Source organism: Celeribacter indicus (assembly GCF_000819565.1).
GTDB lineage: Bacteria > Pseudomonadota > Alphaproteobacteria > Rhodobacterales > Rhodobacteraceae > Celeribacter > Celeribacter indicus.
Genome location: NZ_CP004393.1, coordinates 1,025,603 through 1,047,241, shown reverse-complemented (window position 1 = coordinate 1,047,241; position 21,639 = coordinate 1,025,603). Strand labels below are relative to the sequence as shown.

General features: G+C 64.3%; 20 protein-coding genes and 1 riboswitch. Of the genes, 11 read left to right on the top strand and 9 right to left on the bottom strand.

Annotation, left to right across the window (positions count from 1 at the left end; genetic code table 11):
- Window positions 1-42 precede the first annotated feature (42 nt).
- Window positions 43-936: a LysR substrate-binding domain-containing protein gene (locus tag P73_RS05345; RefSeq protein WP_082033126.1), complete on the top strand. Its 894-nt coding sequence runs from the start codon at window positions 43-45 to the stop codon at window positions 934-936.
- A 33-nt stretch (window positions 937-969) separates the two neighbouring features.
- Here P73_RS05345 and P73_RS05340 read toward each other — a convergent pair whose 3' ends face one another.
- The 9 genes from P73_RS05340 to P73_RS05300 form a co-directional block, all read right to left on the bottom strand.
- Window positions 970-1,311: a non-heme iron oxygenase ferredoxin subunit gene (locus P73_RS05340; protein WP_052453049.1), complete on the bottom strand. Its 342-nt coding sequence runs from the start codon at window positions 1,309-1,311 to the stop codon at window positions 970-972.
- Window positions 1,308-2,789 (bottom strand): MmgE/PrpD family protein, encoded by a 1,482-nt coding sequence (locus P73_RS05335; protein ID WP_043868777.1) that lies wholly within the window; start codon window positions 2,787-2,789, stop codon window positions 1,308-1,310. Before P73_RS05335 ends, P73_RS05340 begins: the two co-directional genes overlap by 4 nt.
- Window positions 2,790-2,950: 161 nt before the next feature.
- The gene (locus P73_RS05330) at window positions 2,951-3,988 is read right to left on the bottom strand and encodes an AbrB family transcriptional regulator (protein WP_074743453.1); all 1,038 of its coding nucleotides are present in this window, start codon (window positions 3,986-3,988) and stop codon (window positions 2,951-2,953) included.
- 91 nt (window positions 3,989-4,079) lie between these two features.
- Window positions 4,080-4,931, bottom strand: coding sequence for an ABC transporter permease (locus P73_RS05325; RefSeq protein ID WP_043868775.1), 852 nt, complete (start codon window positions 4,929-4,931; stop codon window positions 4,080-4,082).
- A complete protein-coding gene (locus tag P73_RS05320) occupies window positions 4,928-5,851 on the bottom strand; it encodes an ABC transporter permease (protein WP_043868774.1) in 924 nt (307 codons plus the stop codon). Before P73_RS05320 ends, P73_RS05325 begins: the two co-directional genes overlap by 4 nt.
- Before the next feature lie 28 nt (window positions 5,852-5,879).
- Window positions 5,880-7,511, bottom strand: coding sequence for an ABC transporter ATP-binding protein (locus tag P73_RS05315; RefSeq protein ID WP_202966940.1), 1,632 nt, complete (start codon window positions 7,509-7,511; stop codon window positions 5,880-5,882).
- 11 nt (window positions 7,512-7,522) lie between these two features.
- Window positions 7,523-9,046, bottom strand: coding sequence for an ABC transporter substrate-binding protein (locus tag P73_RS05310; RefSeq protein WP_043868773.1), 1,524 nt, complete (start codon window positions 9,044-9,046; stop codon window positions 7,523-7,525).
- A gap of 56 nt (window positions 9,047-9,102) precedes the next feature.
- A complete protein-coding gene (locus P73_RS05305) occupies window positions 9,103-10,530 on the bottom strand; it encodes an MFS transporter (RefSeq protein ID WP_052453047.1) in 1,428 nt (475 codons plus the stop codon).
- Between the two features lie 671 nt (window positions 10,531-11,201).
- The gene (locus P73_RS05300) at window positions 11,202-12,050 is read right to left on the bottom strand and encodes a MurR/RpiR family transcriptional regulator (RefSeq protein ID WP_043868772.1); all 849 of its coding nucleotides are present in this window, start codon (window positions 12,048-12,050) and stop codon (window positions 11,202-11,204) included.
- Between the two features lie 66 nt (window positions 12,051-12,116).
- Between P73_RS05300 and P73_RS05295 the strand changes: the two genes are divergently transcribed.
- From P73_RS05295 to P73_RS05245, 10 genes are all read left to right on the top strand, one after another.
- On the top strand, window positions 12,117-12,863 hold the full coding sequence (locus P73_RS05295; protein WP_338032895.1) for a 5-formyltetrahydrofolate cyclo-ligase: 747 nt from the start codon (window positions 12,117-12,119) through the stop codon (window positions 12,861-12,863).
- A gap of 27 nt (window positions 12,864-12,890) precedes the next feature.
- Entirely contained in the window at window positions 12,891-13,862 is a 972-nt protein-coding gene (locus P73_RS05290) for an ABC transporter substrate-binding protein (protein ID WP_043868771.1), read from the top strand.
- Complete coding sequence (locus tag P73_RS05285) at window positions 13,862-14,632, top strand: ABC transporter ATP-binding protein (protein WP_043868770.1); 771 nt, start codon at window positions 13,862-13,864, stop codon at window positions 14,630-14,632. The genes P73_RS05290 and P73_RS05285 overlap by 1 nt, the downstream gene beginning before the upstream one ends.
- On the top strand, window positions 14,622-16,193 hold the full coding sequence (locus tag P73_RS05280; protein WP_043868769.1) for an ABC transporter permease: 1,572 nt from the start codon (window positions 14,622-14,624) through the stop codon (window positions 16,191-16,193). Before P73_RS05285 ends, P73_RS05280 begins: the two co-directional genes overlap by 11 nt.
- Before the next feature lie 156 nt (window positions 16,194-16,349).
- Window positions 16,350-17,308 (top strand): IS630 family transposase gene (locus tag P73_RS24805; RefSeq protein ID WP_144401203.1). Its coding sequence is split into 2 segments (ribosomal slippage): window positions 16,350-16,691 and window positions 16,694-17,308, totalling 957 coding nucleotides; the frame shifts between segments, so codons are not numbered across the junction.
- A gap of 190 nt (window positions 17,309-17,498) precedes the next feature.
- A riboswitch (cobalamin riboswitch) is annotated at window positions 17,499-17,694 on the top strand.
- A gap of 171 nt (window positions 17,695-17,865) precedes the next feature.
- Complete coding sequence (locus P73_RS05265) at window positions 17,866-18,876, top strand: ABC transporter substrate-binding protein (RefSeq protein ID WP_043868768.1); 1,011 nt, start codon at window positions 17,866-17,868, stop codon at window positions 18,874-18,876.
- Window positions 18,873-19,913 (top strand): FecCD family ABC transporter permease, encoded by a 1,041-nt coding sequence (locus tag P73_RS05260; protein WP_043868767.1) that lies wholly within the window; start codon window positions 18,873-18,875, stop codon window positions 19,911-19,913. The genes P73_RS05265 and P73_RS05260 overlap by 4 nt, the downstream gene beginning before the upstream one ends.
- The gene (locus P73_RS05255; RefSeq protein ID WP_043868766.1) at window positions 19,910-20,683 is read left to right on the top strand and encodes an ABC transporter ATP-binding protein; all 774 of its coding nucleotides are present in this window, start codon (window positions 19,910-19,912) and stop codon (window positions 20,681-20,683) included. Before P73_RS05260 ends, P73_RS05255 begins: the two co-directional genes overlap by 4 nt.
- Entirely contained in the window at window positions 20,680-21,102 is a 423-nt protein-coding gene (locus tag P73_RS05250; RefSeq protein WP_043868765.1) for a pseudoazurin, read from the top strand. Before P73_RS05255 ends, P73_RS05250 begins: the two co-directional genes overlap by 4 nt.
- Window positions 21,099-21,626: a class I SAM-dependent methyltransferase gene (locus tag P73_RS05245; protein WP_082033125.1), complete on the top strand. Its 528-nt coding sequence runs from the start codon at window positions 21,099-21,101 to the stop codon at window positions 21,624-21,626. The genes P73_RS05250 and P73_RS05245 overlap by 4 nt, the downstream gene beginning before the upstream one ends.
- The last annotated feature ends 13 nt before the right edge of the window (window positions 21,627-21,639 follow it).

The window sequence follows — 21,639 nt, the reverse complement described above, 5'->3', positions numbered from 1 at the left end:
CAGTCCAATATAAATATTGCATCAGTTAATTCGGTGAGGTGAATGATGGAACTGCGCCAACTCCGCTACTTTGTAGCCGTCGCCGAGGAGTTGCACTTTACCCGCGCGGCCGAGCGGCTGCATATCGGTCAGCCGCCGCTATCGCTTGCGATCCAGGGTATTGAGCGTGAGTTGGGGGTGGTTCTGTTCAAGCGCACCAAGCGCAAGGTCGAGTTGACCGCGGCGGGTGAGCAATTCCTCCAGGAAGCACAACTCGCCATCGCACAGTTCAACCGCGCGGTTGAAACCGCGCGGCGCGCTGCCCGCGGAGAGACCGGAACGGTGCGGCTCAACTACGTCACCTCGCTGCCGCTGATCGATGTGTTCACCCGTGCGATCCGCCGCTTTCGCATCGAGAATCCCGAGGTGCATCTCGAACTTGGCATCCGCACCACACAGCAGATCGTCGACGCGGTGCTGTTGAAATCCATCGACGTCGGCTTCATCCGGCCCGCGCTGCATACGATCCTGCCGCGCTGCATTGAGGTCCACGAACTGTTCACCGACCGACTGATGCTTGTGCTGCCGGTGGATCATCCGCTGGCGGCACATGAGGGGCCGGTACCGATCGGACGTCTGCACAACGAGCCCTTCGTGCTACGCCCGCGCGGCACCGGGGCTGGTTTCTATGAACAAGTCTTCGCGCTCTGCGCCGAGGCGGGTTTCGTGCCCGAGATCGTGCAGGAGGCAGAAGAGGCCGCAACGATCTTGGGGTTGACGGCGGCTGGTGTGGGGCTGACGATCGCACCGAAGGCCCTTGGCGCGATCAGGATCAGCGACATCGTGTGGAAGGAACTGGAAACTGCATCGGACCTGACGAGCCGGGTCATCATGATCTCCAACAGCGAAGCGGAGAACGGCCTGCGTGATCGTTTTGTCGAGGAGATGATGCGCTGAACGGCGCCCGCACAAGGCACGGGCGCCAATGCTTCAGACGGGGTTGAGAGGGTCGATATGAATCGCACCGTCGATCACCACAGGTGCCCAGGCCGACACCGGATGCTCGCAGGGCGCCGCCGTAGCCACGCCGGTGCGGATATCGAAGCGGCCCTGATGAAACGGACACTCGACCTCGCAGCCCTCGACGAACCCGTCCGACAGATAGCCAGGCCCATGCGAGCACAGGTCTGCCAGTACGTAAAAGGCATCGCCGAGCCGGAAAACTGCGTAGCTCATGTCCCCGACCTCGACGCGCAGGGGCAGATCCTCCTGGACATCGTCGGCCGCGCAAAGGCGCAGCAGCGTCTCGCCCTTCACCGCCACGCCGATCATTCCGCCGCCACGCCGACGCGCGCGGCCTCCGCATCGAACGCCAGCAGATCAGTGAGCTCGCGCACGGATTTCAGGCTGTCGATCCGCGCCAGTGTTTCGATAATCCGCTCGGTCAGCGCCGGGCCCGCGAAGGGAACGGCGTTGACGCGGATCTTTTCGGCAATCTCCGCGTCGGTGAAGGGCGCCTCGGGGTGTCCGGGGAAGGGCTGCGCAGAACCATGTATCACAGTCTCGTCCTCGAGTTCGATCTCGACGCGCGACAGATAACCCGCCTTCGCACGCGAGATCTTCGGATCCGACAGACGACCGAGGGCAGGTTCCTTCTCGACCTTCACTGCCGCGACAAAAGCCTGTCGCACCGGATCGAGCACGCGGGCCGGATCGAAGCTCTCGGTCCGGATATAACCATCGAGGATGGCGGCACCGACGACGTAGGGCATCGAATGATCGGCCGTCTCGCGCGAGATCGGGTGCCATGGGTCCTGCCGCATCTCGACGAATTGCTGATACACCCCTTCGCAGCAATAAACCCGGACCTGCTTGATCCGCGAAAGGTCAGGCACCTGTGCCCGAGCCTCGAGCGCGGCGCGGATCGCCGATTGCGCCATCGAGCCGACCGGCCAATATTTCATATAGGTTCCAGCCACGCGCGAGGGCCGCTTCGCCGGGTCGAGCCGCGCGGCGAGGATCGGCAGCGGATCCCAATTGATGCCGAGCTTTGCGACGAAGCCCTGCCGGCCGGTGAACGGGCGCACCGCGCCCTCTGCCCCAGCCTGCGCCATCAGACAGGCGACCAGCGCGTTGCGCGAGGCATCGCCGGCATTAAACCGCTTCCACATAGTCAGGTCGCCACGTTCGTTCAGTTCGCAGCTCTCGACCTCATCGGCGGCGAGGTGATTGCCGACCATGATGCCGAGCGCCTCGCGCGTCTGCTTCTCGTCGAGCTTCAGTAGCCGGGCGATCGCGGCGCAGCTCCCGAACTGGCTGAGCGTGGTGTAGTCCCAGCCGCCCGGTGCGGTGGAGAAGGCATCCATCGCGGCGCCGACGAGCTCGTAGCCGATGACGATTGCTTCGAGCAGTTCGGTGCCGTTCGCGTCCACCCATTCGGCCGCCGCCACCGCGCCGGTGATCAGATCGCTGCCATGGCCGGAGTTCTTTTCCCCGACGAAGAAGTCATTGTAGTCGTAGCAGCGCAGCAGCACGCCGTTAACTATCGCGGCGCGGTCGGGCGCGGCGCGCATCCGGGTGCCCCAAATCACGCAACCACTCTCAGCCGAAAAGGGCGCAACGAACCGGCGCCCAACGGCGACGGCGGGATAGGCGAATGCGCCCAGCGCCACGCCGATCGAATCCGACAGCGCACGCCGGGCTGCCGCCTTCAGCTTGTCGTCGAGCCGGGCATCCGCCCTGACAATGTAATGCGCCATCAGCTGAGCGATATCGTCGGTATAGGTATCGACCGCGTTGGGTAAGGCCATCTGGCAAGTCTCCTTGTGCTTGATCTGCCGTTGCCGCCCGGACTCAGCGGAGGCACACCGCCTCTGCCTCGGGATCGGACAGAGAGTTCTCGAGAAGGTTAGCCAAAGGAAATCATCTTGGTCCAATATGAATGCATGGGATATATATTTGCATCGCAGCATTACTCTTCTGCTCCACCCTGCATCCGCGGAGCACAGAACGGCAGCAGCACAGTGAGCAGAAGGAACCGGGCGACCTGGAGCAGCACGACGAAACCGGCGTCGAGGTGGAGCGCAAGGGCGAGTATCGACATTGCGTCGATGCCACCCGGCGCGAAAGCAAGAAAGGCAAGCATCGGCGGCACCGAAAGCACCGCAGCGGCCCCCCAGGCGACGCCTAACGCGACGACGATCCCGCTGCCGGTCGAGGCGAGGGCAGGCAGGATCAGGCGGAGCAGAACATCCGGGCTGGTGCGGCCGAATCGGGTACCAATATGGGCGCCGATGACGACATAGGCCGGGATCAGCAGTGGCTGTGGCACATGCGCGGCGTTGAGCCCGGAACCGTGCAACAGGAGGCTGGCGAAAAACGGGCCGATAAGCAGGGCGGCGGGCAGCCGCAGCCTGTGGGCGAGGAACTGGCCTATCGCGCAGGTCGCCAGCAGAAGAAAGAGCGGCAGGTCGAACGGCACTTCCGCCACAGGCACCGGAACGGGCGCGCCGACCGACCCGATGATCAGCGGCACCACCGTAACCAGCACGATCAGCCGCAGCGTCTGCACCATCGCCACCACTGGCACATTTACGCCAGGCACCGCCTCGGCCAGCGCGACGGATTGCACCAGCGCACCGGGCACGGCGGAAAAAAAGGCCGTCTCCGCCCCCCAACCACACAGCCGCAGCACGACATAGCCCGCTGCCGTGGTCGCGAGAATCGCGAGGAGTATGGCGGTGGCAGAAACGGCGGGATGCCCGAAGTCCAGGAGTAGGTCGGGACGGACCGCCGAGCCCATGCCGGCGCCGAGTACGACATAGGCCGGCATCACCAGCGCCGGAGGCACCGCCAGCGGCACCTGCCGGATCGCCGCGACGGCGACAAACAAGGCTGCTCCGCAGAGCCAACCTGCGGATACGCCCGCCGCTGTGGCGAGCGCACCGCCGCAGCCGGCGAGCAGTAGCGCCAGAGCGGTGCGGGCGACAGTTTTTTGGGGGAAAGTCATGCGGAGCTCCGGTTCTGGGCTCCGGTCGGTTGCAGGCGCGGGCCCGGTGGCCGCCGAGGCAGCAGGGGGTCTGGGTGTGGTCGGCGGGAGGTCAACTCCGCGAGATCCGGGCGCGTGCCCAGTCTCCAATCAGGCTGACGGCGAGAGTAGAGAGGAAGATCGCCGCAGCGGGCATCGCGGCGATCCACCAGGCAGTCGTGAGGTAATTGCGCCCGAGCCCGACCATCGAGCCGAGCGAGGACATCGGCGGCTGAATCCCAAGGCCGAGAAAGGAGAGCGAGGTCTCCAGCAGAATCACCTCGGGAAAGTTGATCGTTGCGGTAACGAGCAGGGAGGAGGCGATGTTGGGAAGGACGTGGCGCAGGTAGATCCGCGGCCAGGAAAATCCAAGCGTGGACATCGCCAGCACATAGCCGCGCCCGCGCGCAACCAGTGTCATCGCCCGCGACAGCCGCGCGAAGCGTTCCCAGCCGAAGAGGCTCAGGATGAACAGAAACAGCATGAGATGGTTGCCGAAGAAGGCGGTGAGGGTGAGAGAGACAATAACGAAGGGCACCGAGGCCTGTGCGTCGACCGCGCCAACCACGGCCTGATCAACCCAGCCGCCGAAATGTGCGGCGAGGATGCCGAGCAGCGTGCCGAGGACGGCGGAGAGGATGGTGGCGAAGAAGGCGAGCAGCAGACTGGTGCGCATCGCCGCAATCAGCCGGGCGAGGATGTCGCGACCGAGATCGTCGGTGCCGAGCGGATGGACCGGCACGCCGCCGAGGCCAACGGGCGGATTGAGACGCGCGAGCAGGTCGAGCTTGTCAGGCGCGGGGATCGGCAGAAACGGCGCAAGCACGATCGTCAGCACCGCCGCCAGCAGCCACAGCATCGACAGAGCGACGCCGGGCGGGACACTACCCACGTGGAGGCGCCTGGGGATCGGCATATCGGTCATGTGGCGCTCCTCACGGTGCTGCGCGGGTCGAGCCAGGCATAGGCGACATCGACCAGCAGATTGGTGGTGATCATGATAAAGGCGATGAGCATGATCGTGGCCTGCAATACGGCGAGATCGCGCTGCGAGACGCTGTCGATCACCAGGCGGCCGATGCCGGGCCAGGCGAAGACGGTCTCGACCACCGCACCTGCCGAGATCATTGCGCCGACGAGCAAGGGCAGCATCGTGACGAGCGGGATCATGCAGTTGGGCAGGATGTGGCGGAAGAACACCTGCCCCGGCGGCAGACCGCGCGCGGTGGCCGAGGTCACGCAGGGCAGCTTAATCGCATCAAGCACGGCAGAGCGTACGAAGCGGGTGAATATCGACGCCTTTGCCAGCCCGACAGTGAGCGCCGGCAGGATGAGGTGCTGTGCACTGCCGGTACCGCCCGAAGGCAGCAGGCGGAACATCACCGAGAACACAAGGATCAGACCGATGCCGAGGACAAAGTTCGGCAAAGCGAAGCCAACGGTCGAGCCGGTCATGATCACGGTGTCGAGCCGCCCGCCCGGGTTCATCGCTGCGAGCGTACCGAGAGGCACGCCGATGCCCACCATAAGCACCGTGGCGATCGCCACGAGCTGGAGCGTCGCCGGCAGGCGCTCCAGCACCACCGTCACCGCCGGCTTGCCGCTGATCTGAGAGGTGCCGAGATCGCCCTGTACCACGCGGAGGAAATAGGTGGCATATTGGTCAAAGATAGAACCTGAATAGCCCCACTGTCGGCGATAGCTCTCAAGCATCTCGGACGACATGTCGTCGGGATTGACTACGGCGAGTACCGGATCCCCGGTCAGCCTGAGGCAGACGAAGACAAGCGTGACGATCAGCCAGAGCGAGATCACCGCGCGCAACAGACGTATGGAAAGGTTCATCGGAATCTCCTTCTCCTGTGCCTCGAGTTCATGCCGGGGCCCGCTCCTCGGTCACAGAGCCGGCGACGAGATTCCGGCCAGGGATCGCATCGATCAGCCGTTGGGTGTAAGGGTCGCGCGCGCCATCGGCGAAATCAGCCAGCGGCACGTCCTCGACGACGCGACCGTCGCGCATCACCACTACCCGGTCGGCAAGTTCGAGCACGATCCGCAGGTCATGGGTAATAAGCAGGATGGCGATGCCGAGTTCGTCACGCAGGCGACGGAAGCAGGCGACGATCTGTTTCTGGATCTGAACATCCACCGCCGAGAGCGGTTCGTCGGCGAGCAGCAGATCCGGTTCCAGCAGCAGCGCCCGAGCGATCACGGCGCGCTGCGCCTCACCGCCGGACAGAAAGCCGGGGCGCCGGTGGAGCAGCGCCCGACCGAGGCCGACGCTGTCGCAGATCTCCCCGATCCGAGCCTCGCGACGGGCAGCGTCACGCCAGCCGTGGACCCGCAGCACCTCGTGGAACTGTGCGTCGAGCGTCATCAGCGCGTCGAGCGAATCGCGCGGGTGCTGGAACACCATCTGCGGCCGCAACGGTCGGCCATCGTTGCGCGGCAGTTCGATCCGGCCGCTGTCGGGCTGCACAAGGCCCATGGCCATCTTCGCCGCCGTGGTCTTGCCCGAGCCGCTCTCGCCCACCAGCGCAACGATCTCGCCCGCGCCAACTTCGAAGGACACCTTTTCAGCCGCGACCACCCGCTCGCCCCCCGCGCGGCCTTGCGGCGCATAAGATTTGTTGACACTTTCGAAACGCAGCACCGGCACGGGGCGCATCGCGGGCGGCAGCGGCGCGGTGTTCCATTCCACCCGCGCAGCGGCAAAGAGCTTTCGCGCATATTCGGCCTTCGGCGCCGCCACGACATCGCGCGTCGGTCCGGCCTCCACGAGCCGCCCTCCTTGCATTACAGCGAGGCCGGTTGCGCGGTCGGCCACGATGCCCAGGTCATGCGTCACCATCAGCACTGTAAGTCCCTTTGCGGCACGCAACTCGTCGATCAGATCAAGGATCTCCGCCTGTACCGACATGTCGAGCGCGGTCGTCGGCTCGTCGGCAACCAGCAGCGCCGGGTCGCCCATCAGCGCGAAGGCGATCATCACCCGCTGATTGAGCCCGCCCGAAAGTTGGTGAGGATAGACCGAGAGGCGCTCGCCGGGCTTGGCCACCCGCACTGCACGCAACGCCTCGACCGCGCGATCCTCAAGCTCGGATTTCGGCGCATCGGGATGATGCAGGCGCAGCGTTTCGACCATCTGCGCCCCGATCCGGCGCACCGGGTTGAGCGCGGCCAGCGGATCCTGAAAGATCATGCCGACAGAACGCTGCCGGAACTGTCGCAGGTGGCCCGGCGACAGCGTCCAGACATCGGAGCCGTCGACGATGATCCTCCCCGAGATCTTCGGCCGGAACGGCAGGATCCGCATCATTGCATGGCAGGTTACGCTCTTGCCCGAGCCGCTTTCGCCAACCAGCGCGAAATATTCGCCCTGACGGATGGTGAAGGAGACATCCTCGATAATTTGCCGCCCGCCCTCGATCGCCACGCCCAGATTCTCAACGATGCAGACCCGGCGAGGATTGTCGTTGCGGCCCGTCCGGGGCCCGTTTCCCAAACCGCCCTCCATCACGCCACGACGCCACGGAAGTCCATGTAGACATTGGGAATTGGCGTCCAGCCGAGCGCCTTCCGCTTGCCGTAGAACAGGCCCATGTTGTGCAGGATGACTGCCGGCGGGTCGGCGTCGAAGATGTCGAGCATCTTGCGCAGCGCGGTCTGCCGGGTGGGGAGGTCCATGCTCGATTCGAAGATATGACCCGCCTCATAGAACGCCTCGTTGGACCAAACCTCGCGCTCGCTTTCGTTATAGGAGCGCCAGATACCGAACAGCGGCTCGTTCACCAGAACCGGATCGACGCCGTTGCGCATTCCGGTACCGGGGAACTCGAGCATCTGGGCAAAGTTCTCCTTGATCTGAAGGTCGATCTTCAGGCCCACCGCTTCCCACATCGAGACGAGGATCTGCGCCGTCGCGAGTTCGGGGCCGTACGCGTTGGTGCGAATACGGTAGGGGATCGGCGTGCCGTCGTAGCCGGCTTCCCGAAGCAGTGACTTCGCCTGTTCCGGATCATAGACATAGGCTGGATGATCAGCGAAGTAGAGCTCGCCGTAGGACTTCAGCTGATGACCGTTGGGCACGTCGACCAGCCCCTGCCAGAGCGCGTCGACGATTGCCTGCCGGTCGATCGCGAGACCGAGCGCGCGGCGCACGCGGGCGTCCTTCAGCGTTTCGTTGCGGGTGTCGAACTTGACCACCCGGATCGAGGAAATGGGTCCGCCGGTGATAGAGAGGTCATCCGAACCGGCAACAGCAGAGAACTGGTCGGGCGGAACATCGGCGATCACGTCAAACTCGCCCGCCTGCAGCCCGGCGATACGCGACGACAATTCGGGCACGGAGCGGAACACAAGCCCCGCCGCACCCGGCGCCCCGTCCCAGTATTCCGCGTGGGTGACCAACGTCACCGCCTCAGGCGAGAGCGCCTTGAACCGAAACGGGCCGGTACCGATCGGGGCCTGTGCGAAGCCATCCCATCCCGCTGCCTCGAACGCCGCCTTGGGAATGATCTGCGACCCCCAGGTGCTGAGCCGCTTCTCCAGCGCCGGATCGGGCACCGAGGACGTTACCCGTACCGTCTGGTCGTCGATCTTCGCCGCGCCGGAAATGGTCGAAAGGAATTGCTGGGCGGTACCGAAGCCGGGTGAATCCGGATCGGCGAGACGCACCTCCGAGAGCGAGAATATCACATCTTCGGCGGTCATTGTATTGCCGTCGTGGAATTTGACGCCCTGCCGCAGGACGAGGTCGATTGTCTGCGCATCGACCCGCGTCCAGTTCTCGGCGAGACCTGGGCGCAGCGCGCCATCAGCGGCATAATCCACCCGCAGCAGCGTATCGTACATGTTGGCCATCACCCGGTAGCCCGGATTGGTCTGGTAGCGCAGCGGGTCGAGCTGGTTCGGTACGGATTCGAGCGCGACAGTGAGCGTGGCATCGGCGCCGGCGAGGACACGTTCGGGTCGAGCGAGGATCGCGGCCCCGGCGAGCGTTCCGGCGGTCTGGAGGAATCGTCTGCGGTTGAGTGTCATCGTATTTCCCTGTTGTTTATGTTTCCGGGCCTCCCCTCCCCCTCAAGGCCAGTCCGTCACGTCGGGGCCGCCCTCCCGCGCGGCAGGTGTCCGCTCATCGCCGCACCGATATCGCGCGGCAGCCGCAGGAACATGAGCGCAGCCACGGCCGGCAGCGCCGCCAGTATCCCGAAAGTAAGGTTGATGTCGGTCGCCGACGGCTCCCCTCCCCCCGCGATCAGCACAAGCACCACGGCGGCGAGCGCGACACCAAGGCTGTTGGACAATTGCCGCACCATGCCGGCAAAGCCGGTGGCGGCACCGACATCGTTCGGCTCGATCTCGGCATAGGTGAAGGAAGCCACCACCGAGAATTGCAGCGACCGCGCTACCCCGTAGGCGACCAGCACCCCCATCAGCACCACGATCGGCATCGCCGGGCCGATCATCGCCGCACCCAGACTGGCGGCAGCGAGGATGGCGGCATTGGTGCAGAGCACCGTGCGGAAGCCGAAGCGGCGCAGCACGGTTGGGGTCGTCGCCTTCATCACCAGCGCAACAAGCGCCCAGACGAGTGTGAACATTCCGCTCTCGAAGGCATTACGGCCAAGACCGATCTGGAACAGCATCGGTAGCAAGAAGGGCACCGCGCCGGCGGTCATGAAGAACAAAGTGCCGGGGCCGATGGCGGCGGCGAAGCTCCTGCGGCGCAAAAGCGCGAAATCGAACAGCGGCACTGCCGCGCGCCGGTTGTACCAGAGTGCAAGCGCGCCCGTCGGCAACACCACCGCCATCAAGCCCCAGAACAGCAGACCGCTTGCCGCGCCGGCCGATACCATACCGAAAAGAATCGTCAGTCCCGCCAGCGCAACGCCGAAGAGCACGAAGGCGGCGGGGCTGAGAGGACGCGGCGCGATCGGCGCGCCGGCTGGCACATGGCGCAGCACCAGCACCGCTGCCGCCAGGGCGACTGGCAACTCGGCCCAGAACAGCCATCGCCAAGAGCCCCATGTCGCGGCCGCGCCGCCAAGCGAGGGTGCCAACACACCGCCCAGAATCGCTGGTGTGGTGACGATCGCCATTGCCCGAACGAATTCCGACCGGGGGAAGCTGCGCATCATAACCACCCGTCCGACCGGGACCATCATCGCTCCGCCGACCCCCTGCACCGCCCGAGCCAGCACAAGTCCCGTCAACCCGCTCGCGAGCGCCACCCCTGCTGCGCCCAGCCCGAAGACCGCGAGCGCGCTGGCCAGCACCCGCCGTCCCCCGAACCGATCGGCCATCCAGCCGGACACCGGGGTGAAGATCGCCAGGGCGACCAGATAGGCGGTAACGGCCATGCTCGCCGCACCCACCCCAGCACCAAAATCTCGCGCCACGACAGGCAGGATCGAAACGATGGCGGCGGCGTCGAAATTGTCGAGGTAGAATACCCCGGCGACAACCCAGGGCAAAATCCGGGGCGTTTCGATCACGCTTTTGTCGCTTGCTGTGCCGTGCATTTGCCTGCCTTGGAGGTCGGAGGAACCATCATTCACCCCCGAACTCTAGGTCCGATTCGCAGCGGCGGTCTAATACCGACTATTCCGGGTATTATTTTCAGCACATATAAGTTTACCCCTATTCTTCCGCCCACGGATATGAATGCCCGTTGATCGAACCGAAAGGTAAACACCTGAAACGGCGACTTTATTCACTCCCGACAACGCTGCTCCATCCACCATGGCGGCGCACATCTTTTCTGCGGCCTCCCTCGTCGGGACGAGGCATGCGGGGAGCGAACAGCTACAAAAGCTACAAACGAAATATCCGTTTGCCTAATAAGAGGGCGGGAAGAGCTACGCCGGGAACGGGGTGATCCTGCCGAGTGACCAGAATGTCGAGTCCGTTGCCTAAGGAATGTGTCATCCACCGATAAAGGAGAAGATGACCGCATTCGAAGCCCGCATGGCCGAGTTGACGGCTCTCCTCGCCCATGCGCCGGAGGACCAACCAGACCGCTGCCGACGGCTTCGGCGATCTATGCAAAAAAGGTCGCAAAGTTTAAGAGGCCTGTCTCTCTGCCGAGCGTCAGGAAGCGGCCGAAGCAGATCATACTCACGCCAAGCCCCAAACGCGGCGAAATCGACGCTACGCTCTACGGCAAACTGGATACATCCGGGACGTTTTGCGGCTACTCGAACAGGTCCAGCTCTTCATCAATAGCTGCCAAGGTGGAGATGCGCTGCCCGACAGCCTCGGGATTGCGGCCCATATAAGCCACAGCGATCAACCGCAAGACCGATGACATCGTGGCGTGTGTCGGAAAGGCGCCGTAACTGGCGACATGGCACGGAAGGACAATTTCGGAGAACCGCTCCGCCTGAGGTGCATAGACATGATCCGTGAGCGTGATCACCCGCATGCGCGTGGTGCGGGCATGGGCCAATAATGGTCGCAGCACCTTTGGACGCGGCTCGAAGGTCAAAAGTATCAATGCGTCACGGAGCCCTGTCATCGAAAGCTCATTCGCCCAAGACTGCCCTTGCCCTCTCAATTCGTGAACACCATGACGCAATCGCGCAAACAGCGACTGACCCAACCGGGCCAGCCCCTGTTCATCGCCAAAGCCCACGAACCAGATACGGGGCGCATCTTCCAGAACCTGGGCGATATCGGGCAAAAGATCCGACCGCAGCTCCTCGAACGTGCGTGTCAAGTTGCGCAGTTCCAGCTCCAGGTGATCGGAAATGGTTCGTCCGAATGTCGCAGGCTGGGCGACCGATTCGCTGTCCGCATAGGGTTCGCGCCGGTTGCGCTCTTCACGGGCCTGTAGCCGGACCTCTTCAAAGTCCGCATACCCCAAACTGCGGAAAAAACGGGCAGTTGTCGCTTTCGAAACCCCCGCCAGTCGGGCCAGCTCCGTGGCGGTATGCGTTTCAACAAGGCTCTGATTTTGCAGCAGAACCTGAGCGATCTTCTTCTCACTCGACGTCAGTCGCGCGGAACGCTCCTGAATTCTGAGGATCAGGCGAGAGGCCATAGGGTACGATTTCTCTTGATGTATGAAACCAATGTTTCATTCTTATGAAACAATGAAACGCACGAAATGGGCAAAATGTCGACCTCCAAGACAATCCGTGAAAAGATATGGGCGAAACTGAAGGATGTGGCGAGACCGGATACTCGGTTTCACATGAACTTTGCAGAAGTCATCCCCGATTTCGAAGGGTCCGAGGCGGCAACCGAGCGTGTCGTTCAGGATCCCGCCTACCAAAACAGCAGCTTTGCATTCATCACGCCCGACAACTGCCTTGCGGACCTCCGGCGTCGGATGATCGAGGCCGGTAAGCCCTTCGTGATGTCGACCTATGGCATTTACCGCGGTTTCCTTTACCTCGATCCCGCTACGGTGCCTGAGGGTGCCGCGCTTTACGCCTCTTGGCTGGACGGCATGGAGCATTTCGCTGTGCCGATCACGCTCGAGGAAATCGCGCGGAAAGGCCGGTTCGACTACCTCGTGACGGGCGCTTCGGCGGTGTCGCTCAACGGAGTCCGCTTTGGCAAGGGGCATGGCTTCTTTGACCTGGAATGGGGCATGTTCACCGACCTCGGCCTCGTGGACGAGGACACGCCCGTTCATGCAGTGGTGCATGACGTGCAGCTGGTCGAGGATCAGTTGCAACCGTCGGAAACCGACATTCTGGTGGACACCATATTTACCCCCACGCGCGTCCATGTCGTCAAACGCCGGGCCAAGCGGCCCTGTGGCGTGAAATGGCCCCTGCTCGAGCCCAAACAGATTTCCGACACACCGCCCTTGCAGGAGCTTCAGCGTCTGCAAGGCCTCGCCTGATCCATCCCAACCAGAGGAGCCCTCACAATGACCCTCCGACTGAACCGCCGTCACTTCCTGGGGACGGCAGCAGCATCTGCTGCCGCTGCTGCCGTTCCCCTGCGCGCACGCGCCGCCACACCCCTCACCATGCAGGCTGCATGGATCAATGACGCGGAATTTGCGGGGTATTTCCTCGGCATCGACGAAGGTTACTACGCAGAGGAAGGGCTGGACCTGACCTATCTGTCCGGCGGCCCCGACGTGATCCCAGAAAGCACGATCATCGCTGGCCGCGCGGACCTTGCCCTGACCACGCCCGACACCACGATAAAGGCGATTGCCGATCAGGGCGCGCCCTTGAAGATAATCGGTGCGCAGTACCAGAAAAACCCGATCGGGATCGTTTCACTCGTATCCAACCCCATCAACGAACCCCAGGAGCTGATCGGCAAGACACTGGCCGTGCCGCCGGTCAATGTGATTTCCGTGAACGCCATGCTGGCGCTGAACGGGATCGATCCGTCCGAGGTCAACATCGTTCCTTACGCCTATGACCCCACGCCGCTGATCCAGGGCGAGATCGACGCTAGTCTCGATTTCACCACAAACGTCCCGTACACGATCAGCCAGCACGGCGTCGAGGCGACGTCCTTCCTGCTCTACGATTTCGGCTTCACGATCTACAACGATACGGTCGTCGTGACCGAGGAAACGCTGGCCAGCAAACGGGCCGAGCTGGTGTCTTGGCTGCGTGCCTCGCGCAAGGGCTGGGTCGAAAACTTCAAAGACCCGAATCTCTGGCCGCCGAAATGGGCCGATTCGTGGTTTGCGGGTACCGGCCGAACCATCGAAAACGAGATTTTCTTCAACAATGCCCAGCAGCCGCTTATGGAAAGCCCGGCGGGCTTTATGGCGATGACCGAAGAAGGTATTGAGGCGAACCTGCGCGCGCTGGCTGAGGTCGGCATCAACGGCAGTCGTGACATGTTCGACACCACGCTTATCGAGGAGATCTGATGAAGGCCCCGGACGGGATCTCCCTTTCTGGTGTCTGCAAGACCTTCACGGGGCGGGGTAAGGTGGTTGAAGCGCTGCGCGACATCACCCTGTCCTGCCCCAAGGGATCGTTCACCGCGATCATCGGCCCATCGGGCTGCGGCAAGTCCACGGTCATGCGTATCGCGCTTGGGTTAGAGACTCCCGATGCTGGAGACGTGCGGATCGCGGGCAAGGTGCCGATGGCGGCAGCAAAGGCGGGCGAGACCGGTATTGCCTTCCAGGACGCAGCGCTGCTGCCCTGGCGCAGCGTCCGGCGCAACATCGAAGTCCCGTTAGAGGTTCTGGGGCGTCCAATTGCCAAAGCCGCAGGCCATATCCAGAACATGATAGAACTCGTCGGGCTCAAGGGGTTCGAGAATGCGCTGCCCGGCGAGTTATCCGGCGGCATGCGGCAGCGGGTCGCCATCGCGCGGGCGCTGGTGACACATCCGCAGATCCTGTTCATGGACGAACCCTTTGGCGCTCTGGACCAGATCCTGCGCCGCCAGATGAACCTCGAATTGCAGCGGATCTGGACTGAGACCGGTTCAACCGCACTTCTCGTTACACATGGCATCGACGAAGCCGTCTTTCTAGCCGACCGCGTTGTGGTCATGCATGCGAGCCCAGGGCGGATCGTCGATGTGATCGACGTGGCCTTTAATCGACCCCGCGCGCCCGAACTGTTCTCAAACCCGGATTTCCACCGCGTCTGCGACCACGTCGCCGAGGTGCTGCATGGCGGCTGAGACAACAGGACCTTGGCGCGGACTGCGCAATGCGGCGATCCTGTTCGCAGTCTGGGAAATTGTCGGACGGTTGGACCTTGTCGCGGGCGGCGCGCTGCCCGGCATCTCCGAAATCCTGATCCGGCTCTGGATCGATTGGGGCGACTATCCCCGCCACATCTGGGCGACACTCTATGCCTCCACAATCGGTTTCCTGATCGGCAACGCGTTGGGGATCGGCGCGGGAGTCATCTTTGCGCTCTCGCCCACGGCGCTGCGGCTGTTTCGGGGTGTGAATATCGCAGCCTTCGCGCTCCCTCCCATCGCCATCGCACCGATCCTCGTTCTGACGCTTTCCGGAATGGCACCGCGCATCGCTCTCGCCGCGCTCGGGGTCTATTTCGTCACGATGACAGCCACCGTGATCGGGCTGAGCCAGGCCGACAGCCGCGCGACAGACGTGATCCGCGCCTATGGCGGCACCCGATGGGACATCCTGCGCCGGGTGCAGTTCCGGGGCGCATTGCCTTCGATCCTAGCGGGGCTTCGCGTGGCCGCGCCCAATGCTGTTCTAGGCGCGATCCTGGCCGAGTTTGGCGGCGGCGGACGCTGGGGGCTGGGTGCCTATCTGCTGGGCTCGCTCGGACGCGGCGAGCCTGACCGGCTCTGGGGCATCGGCCTGGTGGCCACGCTGATCGCAGGTCTTTCCTATGGTGTTTTCGCGCTTCTCGCCACCCGGACCATCGGTGCCACGCGTGCGGTGACGCTGAACACCGCCATGCCCCAGGAGTCCAAAGCCGCTGGGCGCCCCGCCAAGCGGATTGTCCTGACGCTGGGCACCATCGCGCTCCCCTTCCTCGTCTGGTGGGCTTTCATCAAAGCAACAGGTGTCCCGGACCTGATCTCGAAAACACCCTGGGGCGTGGTCGACTACCTGTTTCTGGCCCCAACGGCCGAAAGCGCACAGACCCGCTTGCTGGCCGCACTGGCCGAAACCTTGCCGATCACGTTTGCGGGCATGGCCGCCGGGCTCGGGTTTGCCTTCCTGTTGGCGATCTCGTCACGGCTGTTTCCCCGCGCCATCGAGGCCTTCATGCCGGTGGCACTGGTCACGCAGACCATGCCGCTGGTGGCTCTGACGCCGCTTCTGGTGCTGATCCTCGGGCGCGGCACGTCGCTGACACTTTGGGCGACGATCTCGGTGACGTTCTTTCCTGCTTTCGTGACGCTGGCCCAGGGACTGGCGCTGGTACCACGCAGCGCACAGGATCTGCCCCGCGCCTACGGGGCGGGACGCTGGAAAGAGATGCGCATGGTGACGCTCCCCACCTCGCTGCCATATCTGTTCGCTGCGACGCGCCTGACCGTGCCACGCGCGCTGTTGGGCGTGATGATTGCAGAATGGCTGGCCACCGGGAAAGGCCTGGGCAATCTTCTGAACCAGTCCCGCGGATTTCTCGACTACGGCATGATCTGGGCCGTGGCAGCCGTCTCGGTTCTGCTGTCTGTGCTCTTTTACCTGGCGGTGGTCCTCGTTGAGCGACGAGTTCTTCAGCGGCTTGGTATGGCAACGGCGGAGTAAGGCGATGAGCGATCCGGAAAGCGGAAGTGGCAATCGTGTGGACGACTTGGTCGAGGCCCTTGCCGTCAGGGCCTAAAGCGTTTCGGCTTGAATTTGAATCGGCGGGGGTTTCCTTGAGGTGGCTGATGTGATTCATCCTGTTTGGGAGGATGGATCATGTCAGCACCTTTGCCGAATGCGCTTCGGGCGCGGTTTCAGGAGTATATTGAGGAAGGGTTAAGCGGGCGGGCGGCGGCGTTGCGCCTGAAAGTGTCTGCGGCGACAGGCGCGCGGTGGGCGCGTCAGGTTCGGACCAAGGGCCATGCGGAGCCCGCACCGCAAGGCCCGCCACGTGGTCGGGGAAAGCTGGCAGCGCATCAGGCTTTCCTGAAGGAACTGGTCGCGCAAGACCCCGACATCACGCTCTTTGAGTTGCGCGACGCGCTGGCGGCCGCGGCAGGCGTGCGGGTGCATCATTCTTCCATCGCCAACCTGCTGTCCCGGCTCGGTTTCACATACAAAAAAAGTCGCTGGTCGCCACCGAGCGCGGTCGCGCCAAGGTAAGACAGCAGCGGACTGAGTGGTTCAAGCATCGGCTGCCTGCCATTGCGGCCTTTCCCGAACGCGTTGTCTTTATTGATGAAACGGCAGTGAAGACCAACCTGACCCGTCTGCGTGGCCGGGCCAAGCGGGGTCATCGCCTGACCATGGATGCACCGTTTGGCAGTTGGGGAACCCAAACGCTGATCGCCGGGCTGGCCTCGGATGCTTTGATCGCACCATGGGTCATCAAGGGTGCCATGGATGGCCCCGCCTTTGCCGTCTACATCCGAGAAGTGCTTGTCCCGGAGATCGCCCCCGGCACCGTTGTCATCCTGGACAATCTGGCGACCCATCGGAACAAGGAGGCGGCTCAGGCCTTGCACGACCACGGCTGCTGGTTTCTGTACCTCCCGCCTTACTCGCCGGATCTCAATCCCATCGAGCAAGCATTCTCCAAACTGAAAGCTCACCTTCGAAAGATCGGCGCCAGAACCTTCACCGAAGTCTTCGACGCCATCGGCGCAATCTGCGAGCTCTACGACCCAACAGAGTGCTGGAACTACTTCAAGGCTGCTGGATATGTCTCGGGTTAAAGCCGAAACGCTTTATCGGCTTTTGCCCCGATCCTCCGCAATGAGGCGGCAGCGCTGGAGTAGGTGAACACCGGCTGGTTCCGCGACCTGCGCCCCTATCGTCTCTGAATGCGAAGGCAGGCATTCTGAACACCATTGTCTAACTCTGCCCTCCATAACTTTTTGCGCGCTTGCTTTGGAAAAGGCGGTTGGTTACTTGTCCGTTGTCGGTTTCCGCAAGGAATCAAAAGGGAATCCGCCGCCGGCCCGCCGGCGAACCGGAACTGCCCCCGCAACTGTAGGCGGCGAGCGCGCAGCGATAATGCCACTGTGGCCATGGGCCATGGGAAGGCTGCTGTCAGCAATGACCCGCCAGTCAGGAGACCTGCCGACACTGTCAGCAACGCGGCCCGGACGGGGTGTCCGGGGAGGTGTCGAATGAAGTCTTCCCAAAGACGTCCCGTCGCGGCCGTCACAGCCAGAACGGACCCACCCGCCGCCATTCCGGCGATGGCCGTCGGCCTGCGGGTCGGCATTCCCTCCCTGTCTCCGGTCGCATCACATACCGGAGACGATTCATGTTCATCAGACCCCTGACCGCGGCGGCCCTGGGCGCCGCATGGCTTGCGCTGCCAGCGCAGGCCGAAACTCAATACCCGCTGACGCTCGCCAATTGCGGTGTCGAGGTGACGTTCGACGCGGCACCGGAAAGCGTGGTGACGGTCGGGCAAGCCGCGACCGAGATCCTCTATTCGCTGGGCCTTGGCGACAAGGTGGTCGGAACCTCCGTCTGGTTTACCGAGGTGCTGCCCGAATTCGCCGAGTTGAACGCCGGGGTCGCACGGCTCGCCGACAACGATCCGAGCTTCGAAAGCGTCGTGGCCAAGCGTCCCGGTCTGGTCGCGGTGCAATACGAATGGCATGTGGGCGCGCAGGGGATCGTCGCCACGCGCGAGCAGTTCGCCGACCTCGGCATCCCGACCTATACGCTGCCTGCCGATTGCGTCGGCAAGGACAACACCGCGGGCTCGGACGGCACCCGGCTGGAGCTGTATTCCATGGACAGCCTCTATCAGGGCATCAGCGACCTGGCGCAGATCTTCGACGTGGCCGGGCGCGGCGAGGCGCTGGTCGCCGATCTGAAGGCGCGCGAGGCGGCGGCGATCGAGAAGGCGCAGGGCCTCGGCCTGAAGGAGGCATCGGCGGTGTTCTGGTTTTCCTCGGCAGAGATGGACATCGACCCCTATGTCGCCGGCCAGGGCGGCGCGCCGGCCTACATGATGCAGGCGCTCGGGCTCAGGAACGTGGTCGACAGTAACGAGGAATGGCCCACCGTAAGCTGGGAGACCATCGCCCGCGCCGATCCCACCGTGATCGTCGTCGCCCGCATGGACCGCCGCCGGTTCGAGGCCGACGATGTGGAGCGGAAGCTGGAATTCCTGCGCTCCGATCCCGTCGCAAGCCAGATGGAGGCGGTGAAGAACGACCGGATCGTCATCCTGGACGCGCATGGCATGGATCCGTCGATCCGCAATATCGGCGCGCTGGAAACACTCTCCGACGCGCTGGCGGAGTTCGACCTGCAATGACGGATACCGCCGCCCCCGCCGCAGTGCTGCGGCCCGTCGCGCTCTGGGCAGCGGCGGGGGCGGCCGCGCTTGCGCTTTCGATCCTCGCCGGTGTGATCATCGGCGAGACCCCCCTGCCCGTCGCCACCATCGCGGCAGTCTTTGCCAACAACCTGTGGGGCGCGGGCCATGCGGTCGATCCCATCGACGCCGGCATCGTCTGGAGCTACCGCCTGCCGCGCACGCTGGTCGCCGCGGCCTGCGGCGCGGGGCTTGCGCTGTCCGGCGTGGTGTTGCAGTCGCTGGTGCGCAACGCGCTGGCCGATCCCTACCTTCTGGGCGTTTCCGCCGGGGCCGGAACCGGGGCGGTGGCGGTCACGATCCTCGGCGTCGGCGGCGGCCTTGTCGGCATATCGGCCGGCGCCTTTGGCGGGGCTGCGCTGGCCTTCCTGCTGGTCGCAGCGCTGGCGCGGGCGGCGGGGGGCGGTTCGGCGCATCTGGTGCTGGCGGGGATCGCAGGTTCGCAACTGTTCAACGCGCTGACATCGTTCTTCATCGCCAAATCCGCCAATGCGGAACAGGCACGCGGCATCATGTTCTGGCTGCTGGGCAACCTGTCGGGCGTGCGCTGGCCGGATGTCACGCTGGCCGCGCCGGCGGTGGCGCTGGGGTTCCTCGCCTGTCTGTGGTTCGCCCGCGCAATGGACGCCTTTTCCTTCGGCACGTCCTCGGCCGCCGCGCTGGGTATTCCGGTGCGTCAGGTGCAGGTCGTGCTGATCGGGGCGACCACGCTCATGACCGCCACGATGGTCAGCCTCGTGGGCTCCATCGGCTTCGTCGGCCTGGTGATCCCCCATGCCATGCGCTTCGTCGTCGGTCCGCGACACGGGCGGCTCATTCCGGCCGCTGCGCTGGCGGGGGCGATGTTCCTGATCGCGGCCGACGTCACCTCGCGCATTCTCATTCCGGGACAGGTGGTGCCCATCGGCGTCGTCACCGCGCTGGTCGGCGCGCCGGGCTTTGCGCTGATCCTCGTGCGCAACCGGAGGCGGCCGTGAAGCTGCGGGCAACCGATCTGGGCTGGCGCGCCGGAGGGCGCAGCATCGTCGATGGCGTCAGCATCGACGTCGAACCCGGCGAGACCTTCGGCCTTGTCGGCCCGAACGGATCGGGCAAGTCCACGCTGCTGCGCCTGCTGGCCGGTCTTGCGCCGCGCCCGGCGGGGGCGGTGCATCTCGACGGCCGGCCGCTTTCCGCGCTGACAAGGCGCGAGGTGGCGCAGCGGATCGCACTGGTCGAACAGATGGCCGACACCTCCGAGGCGCTCAGCGTGCGCGACGCGGTGGAGTTGGGGCGCACGCCCTGGCTCTCGGCGCTGGCACCCTTCGGCCCCGCCGACACGCGGATCGTGGAGGAGGCGCTGGCCGCCGTCGACATGGCGCATATGGCGCGCGACGCCTGGTCGACCCTCTCGGGCGGAGAGCGCCAGCGCGTCCACATCGCCCGCGCGCTGGCGCAGCGTCCTCGCCTTCTGATGCTGGACGAGCCGACCAACCATCTCGACATCCACCACCAGCTTACGCTGTTGCGGCTGGTCAGCGACCTGCCGGTCACGGTGATCATGGCGCTGCACGACCTCAATCAGGCGATGGGCTGCGACCGGCTCGGCGTGATGGAAGACGGACGCCTGATCGCCTGCGGCCCGCCGGCCGAGGTTCTGACGCCCGACCGCCTCGCCGCCATCTTCCGGGTGCGCGCCACGCCGCTGCACGATCCGGCCGACGGCGCCACGATCTTCCGTTTCCATTGTCTGGAGAATGTCCGATGAAAACCGCTGCCGCCTTTCTTCTGACCTGCCTCACGGCAGGCACCGCCCTGGCCGAGACGCATGAGGTCGGGATGTATACGCGGAACGACCAGGGGCCGATGATCTACGAGCCGCAGTTTCTGGCCATCGCGCCCGGCGACAGCGTGCGCTTCGTCCCGGCCCAGCCGGGCCACAATGCCGCGGTCATCGACGGCATGATCCCCGAAGGGGCAGAGCCGTTCAAAACCCAGATCGACGAGGATGTCACGGTGACGCTGACCGAGCCGGGCCTCTACGGCATCAAGTGCAGCCCGCATTACGCCATGGGCATGGTGATGCTGATAGAGGTCGGCGGGCCGACCGCACGCGAGTTGCCCGAGGATCTGCCGGACCGCGCGCGGCAACGCTTCGAGGAAATACTGGAGGCGGTGGCCCGGTGACGGCAAATCACGATCTGACCGAGGAGATCCGCGATTACTGGTCGCGCCGGGCGCAGACCTTCGATCTGGCCTTCGGCCACCGCATCGCGCCGGGGCCGGAGGCGGACGCCTGGGCGCAGCCGATGCGCGACCATTTGGGTCCGGACCCGGCGCGGGTGCTGGAGCTTGCCTGCGGCACGGGCGAGGTCACGCGGCTGGTCCACAATCTCGGACATGAGGTGACGGCACTTGATTTTTCCGAGGACATGCTGCGCGTGGCGCGGGACAAGCACGCCGGAAAGCCGCGCCTGCGCTTTCTGCTGGCGGATGCCGGACGCACGATGGAACACGGCGAAAGCTATGACGCGATCCTCTGCCGCCATCTCGTCTGGACACTGGTGGAGCCCGAGGCCGCCTTCGCCGACTGGTTCCGCATCCTCCGCCCCGGTGGCCGGCTGCTGATCTATGACGGCGACTGGACCCGGCCGAAACCCACAGGCCGCTGGGCGGCGCTGTGTGACGTCAGCGCCAATGGGACAGCTTAGGGCGATTTGATAA